Raw genomic sequence first — 13,060 nt, forward strand, 5'->3', positions numbered from 1 at the left:
TGCCAACAACGCTTTTTTAGTGTCGTCAGAAATCGCTTTCTTCTCGCTAATTGTTTTGATGATGTCAGAGTGCTTGTTTTTCAAGAACTCGATCATCTCTTTTTCGTATCTCTTAACGTCTGTCTCTGGGTAAGCATCAACAAATGCATTTCCAGCTGCGAAGATCATAACGATTTGTTCTTCAACTTTTACTGGAGAGTATTGAGGTTGTTTCAACACTTCGATCAAACGACGACCACGTGCCAACTGTTGTTGAGACGCTTTATCCAAGTCAGATGCGAACGCTGCGAATGCTTCCATAGAGCGGAACTGAGCAAGCTCAAGTTTCAAAGAACCTGCAACTTGTTTCATCGCTTTAATTTGCGCCGCACCACCCACGCGAGAAACTGATTTACCTACAGAGATCGCTGGACGCACACCTTTGTAGAATAGATCTGATTCAAGGAAGATCTGACCGTCAGTGATAGAGATTACGTTTGTCGGGATATATGCAGAGATATCGCCCGCCTGTGTCTCGATGATTGGCAACGCAGTCAAAGAACCGCCGCCTTTATCTGCAGACAATTTAGAAGCACGCTCAAGAAGACGGCTATGGCAATAGAACACGTCGCCGGGATAAGCTTCACGTCCTGGAGGACGACGAAGAAGAAGAGACAATTGACGGTAAGCTTGCGCTTGTTTCGTCAAGTCATCGTAAACGATCAAAGCATGTCTGCCAGTATCGCGGAAGTATTCAGCCATTGCTGTACCAGAATAAGCCGCAAGGTATTGAAGTGGCGCTGGATCAGACGCATTTGCTGCAATAACAGTCGTGTACTCAAGAGCACCCGCTGCACGCAATTTTTCAACTACGAGCGCAACAGTCGATTGTTTTTGACCAATCGCCACGTAGAAGCAATGAACGTTTTGGCCTTTTTGGTTGATGATAGCGTCAACCGCGATAGTCGTTTTACCAGTTTGACGGTCACCGATAATCAGCTCACGTTGACCACGACCGATTGGTACTAGAGCGTCGATAGCTTTGATACCTGTTTGAAGAGGTTCTTCAACTGGGTGACGGTATACGATACCAGGAGCCTTCGTCTCAACGATACGAGAGTGTGGCGTGTTGATAGGTCCACGACCGTCGATCGGGTTACCAAGAGCGTCTACGACGCGACCAAGAAGAGCCTCACCAACTGGAACGGAAACGATTTTTTTAGTTCTTTTAACAGTGTCGCCTTCTTTGATTTGACGATCTTCACCGAACAAAACGGTACCAACGTGACCTTCTTCAAGGTTCAATACCATTCCGTAAACTTCGCCTGGGAACTCAACAAGTTCACCAGCCATTGCATTTTCAAGACCGTAGATACGAGCAACCCCGTCCCCTACTGCAAGAACGCTACCTGTTTCACTTACTTCAATCTTTTTATTGTATTGATTGATTTGCTCTTTGAGAACGCGACTGATTTCGTCGGCACGGATTTGTGTTTCCATTTTTAGTTGGCTCTCCTGTTTAATTCTTCATTCAATTTTTTTAAGTGCGTGTCGATACTGTCATCAAAAGTCCATCCGCCCACCTGAGCAACAACGCCGCCCAAAAGCTTTGGATCTTGTTCGTAAGTCAATACGATCTTCTTATTAAGAACTTTATTGATTTTTTGTTCGATTTCTTTTTGTGCATCAGCTGACAGAGGCTGAGCAGAACGAACCACACCACGAGTGATGCCCTCTTCAAGGTCCAACATTTCCTGGAATGCATGAACGACTTGATCAAGAGCCTCAAGACGACCCTTTTCACCCATCAATACCAATGTATTTAGGACTTCTTGAGAAACACCTTTACCAGTCAAAGCGGCCTTCACAGCAGTCACTTTTTGATCGGATGAAATCATCGGGTTTGCAAAATAACTTTTTACAGCGGCGTCCAATTTGAAAGCTTCAGAAATCGCTTTCAATTCACCAAACACCTTTGAGTGTGTGCCTTGTTGTTTTGCTACGGCCAAAAGGGCTTTCGCGTAACTTTTTGCTACTTCACTAGTTCTCATCGGCTACACTCCAACGTGGTTGATAAAATCTTTTTGAAGTTTTTGTTGATCTGCGGACCCAATGTCTTTTGTCAAAACAGTGCGGGCCGCTTCCATAGAGTCTTTCAAAAGTTGAGCACGCAATTCGTTTTGTGCGCGTTGAACTTCAAGCTTCGCAGTCAACTCTGCATCTTGACGAATGCGTTTTGTAACTTCATTAGCTTCGTCCAAGATTTGTTTTTTCATATCATCAGCATGAGCTTGCGCCTTACGAAGAGACTCTTCACGAGTCGCATCCAGGTTCGCCAACTTGTTTTTGATATCAACGAATTCTTTTTCCGCTTGCTCGCGAGCAAATGCAGATTTTTGCGCAGCCTCAAGGTAGGCCGCTTTTCTTCCAGAGAAGAAAGTAACGATTCCGTCTTTAGTGAAATAGATAAGACCGGCAACCAAAATGGCTACGTTAATCGCCTGGTACATGACCGCTGATGGAATACCATCATGGTGACCGCCGCCAGCCGCAATCGCCAGTGCAGGCGCTGAAATAATTAAAAGTGATACAAGCAACTTCATGTCTGCCCTCTTATTTTAACAACTTAGTAGTGATTGCCATCGCCACGGCGCTTGTTTGAGCTTTCAACTCAGATGTCGCCGCTTGAACTGCAGAAGTGATTTTTGTGCGGTTGGATTGAACCAGCTGTTCCGATTCAGAACGAGCTTTAGCAACAAGAACTTCGTAGTCTTTGTTAGCTTGAGATTTTGCAGCATCGACGATGCCTTTAATCTGAGAGTTTAGATCACGAGTTTTGGTCTCGTACTCTGTTTGCAACTCTACGGATTTGTTTTGATATTCAAGAGCAAGATCTTCTCCCCCTTTTGTTCTTCTTTGTCTTTCATCGAGTGCGTGCGCATAAGGCGCGAACACGACTTTGCTCAGAAAGATCAAAGCAATAGCAAAAAGAACAAACTGAAAGGCCGCTGTGGTATTGATACCTAATTGTCCAAAAATGTCCATTTGGTTGAAATCCCTACTGATTTTTTGAGCTTTGGGATTAGCATTCGGGCTTGGAAGTGGTCAACGTAATTTTACTAGTTGATAATGTTGCTGCCTAAGACTTAGGCATATAGGACGCGCCCTCGAAAACAACCCCTTCGTCAATACGTAAGCTGGGGCTTGTCACCGTGCCTTTAAACACGGCAGGTGGGTGCATAATAACTCTGCGACGGGCAAAGAGATTTCCCTCAACCCGGCCGCTAATAACTATAGTATCAGCCTCAATTTGAGCAGTTACAAAGGCACCTTCATTAATAACGATGGTGTCCTTGGTAAAGATTTCCCCCTTAAAGTCCCCGCCGATTTGCACGGTGCCTTCGAAGCTGAGCTTTCCTTCGAAATGCGTCCCCTGGTCAAGGATTGCCGTCACATGACCAGAAAGGAGATCTTCTTGTAATGAGGGAGGAAATGCTACTGCCATCCTTCTTTAAGCCTATCTACTAAATTCGTTAATTCATCGTCTGAATAGAAATGAATACTAATCTTACCTTTTGAGTTGGAATAATCAATGTTCACTTTTGTGCCCATGATCTTTTGTAACTCATCGCCAAGACCCGCGATCAAGCGCTGCGTAACGTTTGAATCAAAGGAAACAGGTTCTTCTTTTTCCTCTGCTCCCTTTACAACGGCCTGCACCATTTTTTCCAGCTTACGAACCGCAATTTTTTCATTTACGACTTTTTTCGCAAACTCGAGCTGCTTCTTTGGATCAGGCAACGCCAAAAGAACTTTTGCATGACCGACTGAAAGCGTATTTTCGGAAATCATGGTTTTGATCTCTTCAGATAAAGAAAGAAGACGAACGGCGTTCGCTACCGTCGCCCGATCCTTACCAACCTTCTCGGCTACCTGCTGTTGAGACAGTTTAAACTCAGTAATTAAGCGAGAATATCCCTCTGCCTCTTCAATTGGATTCAAGTCTTCACGCTGAATATTCTCAACAATCGCAAGCTCCAAGGCCTGCTTGTCATCGTAATTCTTAAGAATTACTGGAACTTCATGAAGTCCCGCCAGCTGAGCAGCTCGCCAACGACGTTCACCGGCGACAATTTCAAGTTTCCCTGATGTCGTACGACGAGCCACGATAGGCTGAAGAATTCCGTTCTCTTTAATAGATTGAGAAAGCTCCTGAAGAGGCTCTTTTTCAAAAGACGTACGAGGTTGATACTTTCCAGGCGAAAGTTTATCAATTCCCACCTTCCAGATTTTACTCTCAGGATCTACGGGAGGGGCGACGGGTGTCGCGGGTTGAGAGCTCACGGGAGCAGTGGGAGTTGACGATGAAGTTACATTTTGAGAGTTCGCAGCCGCGCCAGCCGGAGCTGCTACAGAAGGAGCTTTTGCAGGTGCCTCTGGGGCGGGTCCGCCAAGCAAAGAGCCCAGCCCACGACCCAATCCCTTCTTTTTGTTTGAAGATTCAACAGCAAAATCAGACATTTACTTCCCCTTCGTAAGCATTTTGTTGTGTCTGCGGAACCGCTTCAGAGGTGTTTTTTTGCACCGAACGTGCAATCACTTCTTTTGCTAGCTCCAAATATCTTGTCGCGCCGATGGATTTGCTGTCGTATTCGAAGATGGATTGTCCATGGCTTGGTGCCTCACTGAGGCGTACATTTCTAGGAATGATGGCGTTAAATACTTTATCGCCAAAGTGGTTTTTAATTTCAGTCACAACCTGGTGACTGAGATTATTACGGCTATCAAACATCGTTAGCACGATGCCTTCGATATGAAGTTGCGGGTTTAAATTCTTTTTGATCAGACCGGCCGTATTCAAAAGCTGACTCAATCCCTCAAGAGCATAGTATTCACATTGAAGCGGAACCAAGAAGCTGTCCGCCGCATTGAGAGCATTAAGAGTAATCAGACCCAAGGATGGTGGGCAGTCGATGATAACAAAGTCGTACAGATCAGCGACTGTGGCAATTGCCTGTTTTAAGCGATATTCACGATGCGGCATATCAACAAGTTCAATTTCCGCCCCAACCAAATCAGGATTAGCCGTGGATACCTTTAAGTTTGGATTTGCCGTGTTTTGAGTAGCCTCGGAAAGTGTTTTTTCACCGATGAGTACGTGGTAGCTATTCGCATCTTGGCTTTCGTATCTTTTGATACCCAATCCACTCGAAGCGTTGCCTTGAGGGTCCATATCGATCAAAAGAACTCTTTTACCAAGAGTAGCCAGGGCAGAAGAGATATTAACAGACGTCGTTGTCTTGCCTACGCCACCCTTTTGGTTAGCTATACAGATCGTTTTTGCCATTTTTCCTCCTTGAGATTCAAAAGTCGGACTTTTTGGAAAAACTTGCAAGAATAAAGACTAGTTTTTCGCGCCACACCTTATGATTTTTTGAAAAACAGCCGATGTTCCACGTGGAACAACCATGTTTATAAGATTTTTCTGTCTAATCATTCTTTCTTTCGCTGTTTCAGCGTGTAATAAGCCGGATCCAAACCCCGAGCTCAAAGATCCTATATATTCTGACTTAAACACTACGCTGGCGGCAGCAAATGCGGCACTTGAGGCCGAGAAAAAGGCCCTTGAGGGTTTTCAAAAAGAACTCGTCGACGTAGTTCCACAGACAGGTCAAATTAAGTACGCGCAAAAGAGAGTCTTTGAATCTCAACAGAAGATATCTAGGCTCGAGCAGGAAAAGCAGTACCTAGAGTTAAAATTGGAAGCTCGAAAGAAGTCCTCTAAAAAAGCCTATCTTGCCGCCTTTAAAAAGGGTGATATCTGGCCAAATCCTAAGGAATTTGAGGATTATCAGGCCGAAAAGAAACTTCGGGAAGCCAAAAGAACCTGGGACGTAAAGCAAAGAATGCAAGAAATGGGTTTCGGAGACGAAAAAGCCCCAGCTGTACCGGCTGAGGCTTCACATTAGTGATGTTCCACGTGGAACATTTCAAATTTAAGCGATTTTATCTGTTTTAACGACTGAAAACTTAACTGCTCCCACCGGAAGCTTGTACTCGCCCACTAGTGAGGGAGTCCAAATAGAACAAAGCTGAGTTGGAATCTCACCGACTTCAATTCCCCACTCTTCACTCTTAAGATGATAGAATGCGCCACCCTTTTGCATGACTTTACGACAAGAAAGAATGGTTCTTGAGATGTTTGCAAAACCTCGAGCCATCGCATACTGAAGGCTGTTCTCAGGTAAAGACTCTACATTCTTATTTTCAACCGTCACGTTCGAAAGTTTTAAGTGAGACGCCAGGTGCTTTAGAAACTCACACTTCTTTTGATCAATATCTAGAAGTGTCACTTGGATTTGCGGGTACAGGATAGCGAAGACCATTCCAGGGAATCCGTTTCCGCTTCCAACATCCGTGATCTTATCAATTTTGGGATTCGACCTTTGTATAGTCCGAGAGGCCAAGATCGAATCAGCAAAATGAACAGCATCAGCAACAAAGACTGTTTTTGGAGAAATCAAAGTGAGTGTGCGGTTAAATTTCAAAAGCTCTTCGTGATAAGCCTTAAGTCGAGTTCGTGTCTCAGGACTTAGATCCGGAAACCATTCGTCAATTCTCCAATATATGGTCGGAACGTCCTGTTGATCCTTGTTGTTCAAGCCCAATCTCCTTGATCTTTTTGTGACCTTTTAGATGGATCATTATAGCCTGAACAGCAGATGGATTGACACCACTTATGCGTTGAGCTTGGCCTAAGGTACGTGGTCTAACGCGCTGCAACTTATCTTTCTCTTCGTTAGAAAGGCCGCGAATATCTGCGTAAATCAGATCCGCAGGAAGAACCATTTCTTCCAATCTTTTTGACTGATTGATGAGTTCCATCTGTCGCTTCACGTATCCTGAGTACTTAACTTCGATTTCCACGGGTTCACTAACATTTGGATCCACATCGACGCTGAAATTAAGTTGTTCTAAGTGTGAACAAGAAATCTCGGGTCTACGCAGCAACTCCTCGTAAGTTAAAGACTTTGTTAGTTCTGGAGTGGGAAAGGTCGCAAGTAATTCTTGGACGTCTTTAGTTGGATAAACCTTTTCGGAACGCAATCTTTCCAGCAAACTTTTTCTTTTCGCTTGAAGATCCGTCAGGATTTGCAAAGAAGCCTTAGAGACAATACCAATCTTTTCAGCAATAGCACCTAACCTATCGATAGTATTATCTTCCCTAAGAACTAAACGATGTTCCGCACGAGACGTAAACATTCGATACGGCTCACGAGTGCCTTTGGTGACAAGGTCATCAATAAGCACACCTATATAGGCTTCATCACGATTCAAAATAAACTCTTCACGTCCCAAAATACTATGGGCGGCGTTTACGCCAGCGACAAAACCTTGAGCCGCGGCCTCTTCGTAACCTGAAGTTCCGTTGATTTGACCGGCAAGAAAAAGCTGACGGATTGTTCGAGTCTCAAGCCGATGCCAAATTTGCGTCGGCTCAATATAGTCGTACTCCACCGCATAACCGTAACGGACTACCTTCACGTTCTCTAATCCAGGAATGGTTTTCAAAAAGGCATCTTGGACGTCTTCGGGAAGACTTGTGGAAATGCCCTGAAGATAAATAAGGTCCGTGTTCAAACCTTCCGGCTCCAAGAATGTTTGATGACTGTTCTTTTCGGCAAAGCGAGTGATCTTGTCTTCGATGGAAGGACAATAACGTGGACCAACACCCTCAATGATCCCGCAGAACATGGGTGATTTATCCAAGTTCGCGCGAATAATTTCGTGTGTTTCTTCGGTTGTCCGGGTCAGATAACAAAGAATCTGCGGAAGCTTCAACTGATTGGAAGATCTATAACTAAATGGATATATCTTTTCGTCGCCAGCCTGAGGAACCGTCTTCGACCAGTCAATGCTGTCTTTATGAAGACGCGCCGGAGTGCCGGTTTTTAGACGCTTCACTTCGAAACCGAATTGGGCCAACTGATCAGAAAGTCCGATAGAAGGTTTATCGCCCACTCGACCGCCGGCTTCCTGACGTAAACCAATGTGCATAACACCGTTCATGAATGTACCGGTGGTGATAATCGTCGCCTTCGCAAAAATTTCTGATCCATCTTGAAGGACGACTCCAACGCACAGATCTTTTTCTAGGATAAGACGTTTCACTTCTCCTTCTAAAAGATCTAAGTTCGGCTGATTTTTAAGCGCGTCAGTTTGAAACTGGGAATAAAGATGTTTGTCGTTCTGAACGCGAGTGCCACGTACTGCAGGACCCTTTGAGGAATTCAAACGTTTATACTGAATGGTAGTTTCATCGGCGGCGACACCCATCTGTCCACCCAAAACATCAATTTCTCGAACCATGTGGCCTTTAGCTAAACCACCTATGGAAGGATTGCAGCTCATGTAAGCAATACGATTGATATTGGAAGTGACCATCAAAGTTTGAAGGCCCAGGCGTGCAGATGCCAAGCAAGCTTCAACGCCCGCGTGTCCCGCGCCAACGACAATCACATCATACTTTTTTGAATTCATAGTTACTTCCCGATACAAAACTCTTTAAACACCCGATCCATGATCTGATCATCAAAGCGTTTGCCTAAAGTTTCTTGAATCGCAATAAGGGCTTCTTTGAATTCCAAAGCTAGGAACTCTTCACCCAAACCACCTTCTACGACACTCTTTGCGCGCTTCGTGTTCTCAAGTGCTCGCGAAAGGTTTTCCAAATGACGAGAGTTGGAAATCAAAACCGTGTTTTCCATCTGCAAATCGGCGAATTCTTTCACGAGTTCATCAAGAACCTGGGTACGCACCTTTTTATCAAGAGCGCTCACAAAGAACACTTTTCTTTTGAAGAAGCCTTCTAAGTCCCCGATTTTTTGAAAAAATTTACTGTTTTTAAGTGCCTGTTCGACACTTTTAGTATCAGGCGAACCTGACAACCGGTCTGTTTTATTGGCCAAAATATAAGTTCTTTGCGGGTCCAAACCATCCAGAATAGTGATTTCTTCCGAAGATAAACCCTTTTCAATATCAAAAACGAAGAAAACAACGTCAGATTCGCCTGTGGCCTCGCGGCTCTTCTGAATGCCGATCTTTTCAACGAGGTCCGAAACCGACTCGCGAAGGCCTGCGGTATCCAAAAAAGTGAATTTCACACCTTTATAGCTGGTGTCCCCATGAATAACGTCTCGGGTTGTGCCCGGAATATCCGTAACAATAGCCCGTTCGTCTTCAAGGAAAAGATTTAAAAGACTGGATTTGCCGACGTTTGGAAGACCCGTAAGAACGATACGAAACCCATCTTTAAGAAGACGGCCGACTTTAAAAGTCGCAACCAATTCTTCCAGTCCCTTTTGAATTTTCTCAAGACGTGCGATCACAACACTGTCTTCCACGACCTGAATGCCTTCGGTGGAAAAATCAATGCCGGCTTCGGCTAAGGCCAAAACCCATGTCATATCATCTTCAATGACTTCCAGCTTTTGGGAAACAGAGCCTTTTAACTGACGAAGCGCAAGTCGCGCGGCCTGCTGGCTTTGGCTTTCAATCAAAGAAAGAACGCTTTCAGCCTGTACCAAATCAAGCTTTCCGTTCATAAATGCACGGTAGGTGAACTCTCCCCGATCAGCTGGACGAGCGCCCAAAAGTACTAATTGATGAAGAATGCTTTGGCAAATTACCGGGCTTCCATGACAAGAAATTTCGATGACTTCTTCGCCAGTAAAAGAACGGCCGTGTTTAAAATAGGTTGCCAAAACCTCGTCAATCTCTTCGGCTTCTTGGTTCTGAAGAGCCACACTCTTCAAACTACCAAAATAAGCTTTATGAGACTCAGGATGTTCAGGCAAAAAAGAACAGATTTTTGAGACGATGGAATAAGTGTCGGGACCACTCACACGAATGACAGAGATACCGCCGACTCCGTGAGGAGTGGAGACCGCACATATTGTGTCCTTATCACGATCCCCACGAAACATTTGAAACTCCTCTTGGTTATCTTTGAAGCAGAGCTTTGCTTCCGCTTTGGGCCTTGCGGCCCTCCGCGCTTCTCAGCATCTGCTGACTAATCTTGTGTTGCTGCAGAATCATCCGCAGAACCTTGAGATGGTCCTTTAGCTGGATAAATTTTGATTTTCTTATAAAGGCCATCACCCAAAGAACGGCTTTTAACACGTGGATCTTTGGCAAGATACTGGTGAACAACCTTACGATCTTTCGGCGGAAGAGCACGATAGTATACGGATTTACCTTGCTCAATGCAGATAGCCTTCAGGTTCTCTGCGCGCTCAATCAAGGCGTTTGCAGATTCATCACGATAGCCACCACAATCTACTGTGATGTTCGTCTTGTCCTCTGGGAAATTGTGTTGAACGACGCGCTTAAGGAATAATTGGAAAGCGTCTAGCATCTGACCTTTTTTATCTTTAAGGATTTCCTCGTCCGCACCGTTGAATTCTACAGCCAGCGTAGAGCCGCCATCTTCTTCTTTCTCAGTTTTAAGCTCGAAAGTAAGATCGAACTGTGCTTTCTCGATGATCCCCTCTAAGGTCTTTTGAATAAGGGCCTCAACTTCGCTGTTGGCACCTTTGCTTTTTCCCCCGAAAAGCTTGCTAAAAAAACCCATTTTACCTCCTAGGTATAAATATCAAATTCAAACAGAGCTTGGCTCTTACTTCTTCGCCTTTGCTACAACTGCTGCGGCAGGAGCCGGCGATTTATCACGCATAATTAACCATTGTTGGATGATACCGAACAAAGTTGAAACGACCATATAAAGCGTCAAGCCGCTTGGAAGTTGCAACATGAACAACGAAAACACCACCGGCAAGAACAGCATGATTTTTGCCTGCATAGGATCCATTGTTGATGGAGTGATCTTTTGTTGAATAAACATGAAGACCGACATCAAAACCGGCAAAACGTAGAATGGATCATGCGCACTTAGATCATGAATCCAGCCGACGAACGGTGAATTATATAGTTCGATGCTGGAACCGATAACTCGATAAAGAGCAAAAAAGACAGGGATTTGCAGCAACATCGGCAAACAGCCACCCAATGGGTTGGCACCATTTTCCTTCATCACTGCCATCATCTCAGTATTCAAACGCATTGGATCGTCTTTATACTTTTCGCGAAGATTCTGAATAATTGGTTGAACCCTTTGCATCGCTTTCATTGATTTGAAAGACATGATGTTAAAAGGAAGAACACAAAGACGAACCAACAAAGTTAAAAGGATAATGGCAAAACCCCAGTTACCCACCATAGAGTGGAATGCCTTCATCACGTAAAGAAGTGGACGGGCAATGAATCCAAAGAAGCCAAAATCGATGATTTGAGCAAGCTCAGGATCGACAGCCTTCAAAGCATCGATGGATTTCGGACCGGCATAGAATATCTCAGAGAAATTCATCTCGGGTTTAAGTTGCACGGGCTTGTAAACCAACTCTGCTAAAGCCGACTTGTTTGCTACTTCCGAAGACACTTTTACTTCAGGAATGATCTCGGACTTATCAAGAATTGCCGAAGCAAAGTACTGAGAACTTACCGAAAGAATTGAAGTCGATTGAAATTGTTGAGTGACGTTTTCTTTCGCATTGCTAAAGTTAACCGTTTCATGCTTCCCACCAGAATGAACAACGAAAAAATCCTGGTGCTCATAAGAAGGGAAAAAGAAAGACGAGGACCCCTTCACGTGAACCGTTTCAGGAATCAATAGTGAAAAACCTTTTTTAAAATCTTCAGTTGGATTGGACACCGTGATCGTGTTCGTGAACGAAGACTTCACGGGATCAAACTTAAGTTCTCGCTTTACCGTAGTTTCACCCATAGCGGCTGTTCCGACATAGTGACCAGGGCTTTCTTCAACGACATTGAAGATCACCGGCTTTTCGTCGCCCGCCCAACGCATTTCGAACATCGCAAGTTTGTCAGATAGACCAATCTTGATGTTGTTCTTCTCTTTGTCCTGGTAATTATTCACAGTGAAGTTCTTCAAACCCATACCGTGATTAGTCAGAGAGAAAGAGACTTTGTCAGTTTTGAAAGTAAAGATTTGTTCTTCGGCTTGAGGTGCAGCTACGACTTCTGATTTGGTTTCGATAGCGCTGCCGGGAGTGGCTGTTGCAGAGGGAGTTGTCGTTGGATCAGCTTGAGTCTGCTCTGTCTTAGGCTGATTGTAACCGGGATACTTTTTTCCGAGATAAGTTTGCCAACCAAAATAAACAATAGCTACAGCGGCTACAGCAATCAGTGTTTTAGGATCAAAGAAGGAGGGGTTGTCATTCTTTTGTTGCATGGATACTTCCTTTTTGAGGAACCGGATCGTACCCATAAGGCCCGCCCGGACGACATTTACATACTCTCTTTGTGATTAACCACAGAGCTTTATGAGTATGATGAGTTTGAATAGCTTCTAATGCGTAGGCGGAACAACTAGGTTCAAAGCGACAAGAACCACCCAAATGAGTAGTCCCTAATGTTCGGTAAGCCCCGATAAACAACCAAAGCAAGGCTTTAGATATTTTTTCGAAGGACTTCCAAACCACGATCCAAAGCTTTGACAAATTCCTCGTGAGGGAGCCCTTTGTAAAAGTTTGTATCAATAGGTTTAAAGATGATGTTGATGTCGGCTTCAATAGATTTTCCCGCCACAAGTGAAGCCCTAAAATATTCTCGCGACCAACGTTTCAATTTATTCCGAACAACAGCAGAGCCGATTTTACGACTTGCCGTAACTCCGAAACGCAACTGACCCACAGAGTTCTTCTGATAATTCAGAAGCAACCATTTAGTAGGCCAGTATCTTTTTCCCGTTTGTTTTAAAGAGAGAAATTCAGAACTTCGCTTAATAACTAGTGGAGAACTATTTTCCACCTGTAGAAACCGTCAAACGCTTTCTTCCTTTAGCGCGACGACGATTAAGAACTTCTTGGCCAGCTTTAGTAGCCATACGAGCGCGGAAACCGTGTGTAGTTTTACGACGTTTATTTGAAGGTTGGTATGTACGTTTCATTACTCTTCTCCCCGGACAGAAAATTACGACGCTAAATGACGTCAGTTACATCTA

General features: G+C 44.4%; 16 protein-coding genes. 1 reads left to right on the top strand and 15 read right to left on the bottom strand.

The genetic code is table 11. The features are described from left to right. From atpA to OM95_RS15330, 7 genes are all read right to left on the bottom strand, one after another. The coding region (gene atpA / locus OM95_RS15300; protein ID WP_041875703.1) for a F0F1 ATP synthase subunit alpha at nt 1-1,479 on the bottom strand (1,479 nt) is incomplete at its 3' end. A 2-nt stretch (nt 1,480-1,481) separates the two neighbouring features. Then, on the bottom strand, nt 1,482-2,030 hold the full coding sequence (gene atpH / locus OM95_RS15305) for an ATP synthase F1 subunit delta (protein WP_041875704.1): 549 nt from the start codon (nt 2,028-2,030) through the stop codon (nt 1,482-1,484). A 3-nt stretch (nt 2,031-2,033) separates the two neighbouring features. Next, nucleotides 2,034-2,582: an ATP synthase F0 subunit B gene (locus tag OM95_RS15310; protein WP_041875707.1), complete on the bottom strand. Its 549-nt coding sequence runs from the start codon at nt 2,580-2,582 to the stop codon at nt 2,034-2,036. A 10-nt stretch (nt 2,583-2,592) separates the two neighbouring features. Next, a complete protein-coding gene (locus tag OM95_RS15315) occupies nt 2,593-3,024 on the bottom strand; it encodes an ATP synthase F0 subunit B (RefSeq protein WP_041875709.1) in 432 nt (143 codons plus the stop codon). Nucleotides 3,025-3,118: 94 nt separating this feature from the next. Next, complete coding sequence (locus tag OM95_RS15320) at nt 3,119-3,484, bottom strand: polymer-forming cytoskeletal protein (RefSeq protein WP_041875711.1); 366 nt, start codon at nt 3,482-3,484, stop codon at nt 3,119-3,121. Next, the gene (locus OM95_RS15325; RefSeq protein ID WP_041875713.1) at nt 3,475-4,500 is read right to left on the bottom strand and encodes a ParB/RepB/Spo0J family partition protein; all 1,026 of its coding nucleotides are present in this window, start codon (nt 4,498-4,500) and stop codon (nt 3,475-3,477) included. The genes OM95_RS15320 and OM95_RS15325 overlap by 10 nt, the downstream gene beginning before the upstream one ends. Next, nucleotides 4,493-5,326, bottom strand: a complete 834-nt coding sequence (locus tag OM95_RS15330; RefSeq protein WP_041875791.1) for an AAA family ATPase — start codon at nt 5,324-5,326, stop codon at nt 4,493-4,495. The genes OM95_RS15325 and OM95_RS15330 overlap by 8 nt, the downstream gene beginning before the upstream one ends. A 121-nt stretch (nt 5,327-5,447) precedes the next feature. On the opposite strand from OM95_RS15330, the gene OM95_RS15335 reads away from it, so the two are divergent. Further along, a complete protein-coding gene (locus OM95_RS15335; RefSeq protein ID WP_291516591.1) occupies nt 5,448-5,948 on the top strand; it encodes a hypothetical protein in 501 nt (166 codons plus the stop codon). A 27-nt stretch (nt 5,949-5,975) separates the two neighbouring features. Here OM95_RS15335 and rsmG read toward each other — a convergent pair whose 3' ends face one another. From rsmG to rpmH, 8 genes are all read right to left on the bottom strand, one after another. Next, a complete protein-coding gene (gene rsmG, locus OM95_RS15340; RefSeq protein ID WP_041875715.1) occupies nt 5,976-6,641 on the bottom strand; it encodes a 16S rRNA (guanine(527)-N(7))-methyltransferase RsmG in 666 nt (221 codons plus the stop codon). Beyond that, nucleotides 6,592-8,520 carry a tRNA uridine-5-carboxymethylaminomethyl(34) synthesis enzyme MnmG gene (mnmG, locus tag OM95_RS15345; protein ID WP_041875718.1) on the bottom strand — a complete coding sequence of 643 codons (1,929 nt, stop codon included), beginning with the start codon at nt 8,518-8,520 and terminating at the stop codon, nt 6,592-6,594. The genes rsmG and mnmG overlap by 50 nt, the downstream gene beginning before the upstream one ends. A gap of 2 nt (nt 8,521-8,522) precedes the next feature. Next, entirely contained in the window at nt 8,523-9,965 is a 1,443-nt protein-coding gene (gene mnmE / locus OM95_RS15350) for a tRNA uridine-5-carboxymethylaminomethyl(34) synthesis GTPase MnmE (protein ID WP_041875721.1), read from the bottom strand. 86 nt (nt 9,966-10,051) lie between these two features. After that, on the bottom strand, nt 10,052-10,612 hold the full coding sequence (locus tag OM95_RS15355; RefSeq protein ID WP_041875723.1) for a R3H domain-containing nucleic acid-binding protein: 561 nt from the start codon (nt 10,610-10,612) through the stop codon (nt 10,052-10,054). A gap of 45 nt (nt 10,613-10,657) precedes the next feature. Beyond that, nucleotides 10,658-12,289, bottom strand: coding sequence for a membrane protein insertase YidC (gene yidC, locus OM95_RS15360; protein ID WP_291516593.1), 1,632 nt, complete (start codon nt 12,287-12,289; stop codon nt 10,658-10,660). Beyond that, nucleotides 12,273-12,539 (bottom strand): membrane protein insertion efficiency factor YidD, encoded by a 267-nt coding sequence (gene yidD / locus OM95_RS17545; protein WP_363228134.1) that lies wholly within the window; start codon nt 12,537-12,539, stop codon nt 12,273-12,275. The genes yidC and yidD overlap by 17 nt, the downstream gene beginning before the upstream one ends. After that, a complete protein-coding gene (gene rnpA / locus OM95_RS15365; protein WP_041875725.1) occupies nt 12,508-12,867 on the bottom strand; it encodes a ribonuclease P protein component in 360 nt (119 codons plus the stop codon). Before rnpA ends, yidD begins: the two co-directional genes overlap by 32 nt. Further along, nucleotides 12,857-13,006 (bottom strand): 50S ribosomal protein L34, encoded by a 150-nt coding sequence (rpmH, locus tag OM95_RS15370; RefSeq protein ID WP_011166211.1) that lies wholly within the window; start codon nt 13,004-13,006, stop codon nt 12,857-12,859. The genes rnpA and rpmH overlap by 11 nt, the downstream gene beginning before the upstream one ends. Nucleotides 13,007-13,060: the final 54 nt, after the last annotated feature.

The sequence above is a fragment of the Bdellovibrio sp. ArHS genome (assembly GCF_000786105.1).
In the GTDB taxonomy this organism is placed as follows: Bacteria; Bdellovibrionota; Bdellovibrionia; order Bdellovibrionales; family Bdellovibrionaceae; genus Bdellovibrio.

Coding starts and splice junctions, on each gene's coding strand:
- OM95_RS15355 (WP_041875723.1), bottom strand. CDS start 10,612: ATGGGTTTTTTTAGCAAGCTTTTCGGGGGAAAAAGCAAAGGTGCCAAC.
- mnmE (WP_041875721.1), bottom strand. CDS start 9,965: ATGTTTCGTGGGGATCGTGATAAGGACACAATATGTGCGGTCTCCACT.
- OM95_RS15315 (WP_041875709.1), bottom strand. CDS start 3,024: ATGGACATTTTTGGACAATTAGGTATCAATACCACAGCGGCCTTTCAG.
- rpmH (WP_011166211.1), bottom strand. CDS start 13,006: ATGAAACGTACATACCAACCTTCAAATAAACGTCGTAAAACTACACAC.
- OM95_RS15330 (WP_041875791.1), bottom strand. CDS start 5,326: ATGGCAAAAACGATCTGTATAGCTAACCAAAAGGGTGGCGTAGGCAAG.
- mnmG (WP_041875718.1), bottom strand. CDS start 8,520: ATGAATTCAAAAAAGTATGATGTGATTGTCGTTGGCGCGGGACACGCG.
- OM95_RS15325 (WP_041875713.1), bottom strand. CDS start 4,500: ATGTCTGATTTTGCTGTTGAATCTTCAAACAAAAAGAAGGGATTGGGT.
- OM95_RS15310 (WP_041875707.1), bottom strand. CDS start 2,582: ATGAAGTTGCTTGTATCACTTTTAATTATTTCAGCGCCTGCACTGGCG.
- OM95_RS15335 (WP_291516591.1), top strand. CDS start 5,448: ATGTTTATAAGATTTTTCTGTCTAATCATTCTTTCTTTCGCTGTTTCA.
- OM95_RS15320 (WP_041875711.1), bottom strand. CDS start 3,484: ATGGCAGTAGCATTTCCTCCCTCATTACAAGAAGATCTCCTTTCTGGT.
- atpH (WP_041875704.1), bottom strand. CDS start 2,030: ATGAGAACTAGTGAAGTAGCAAAAAGTTACGCGAAAGCCCTTTTGGCC.
- yidC (WP_291516593.1), bottom strand. CDS start 12,289: ATGCAACAAAAGAATGACAACCCCTCCTTCTTTGATCCTAAAACACTG.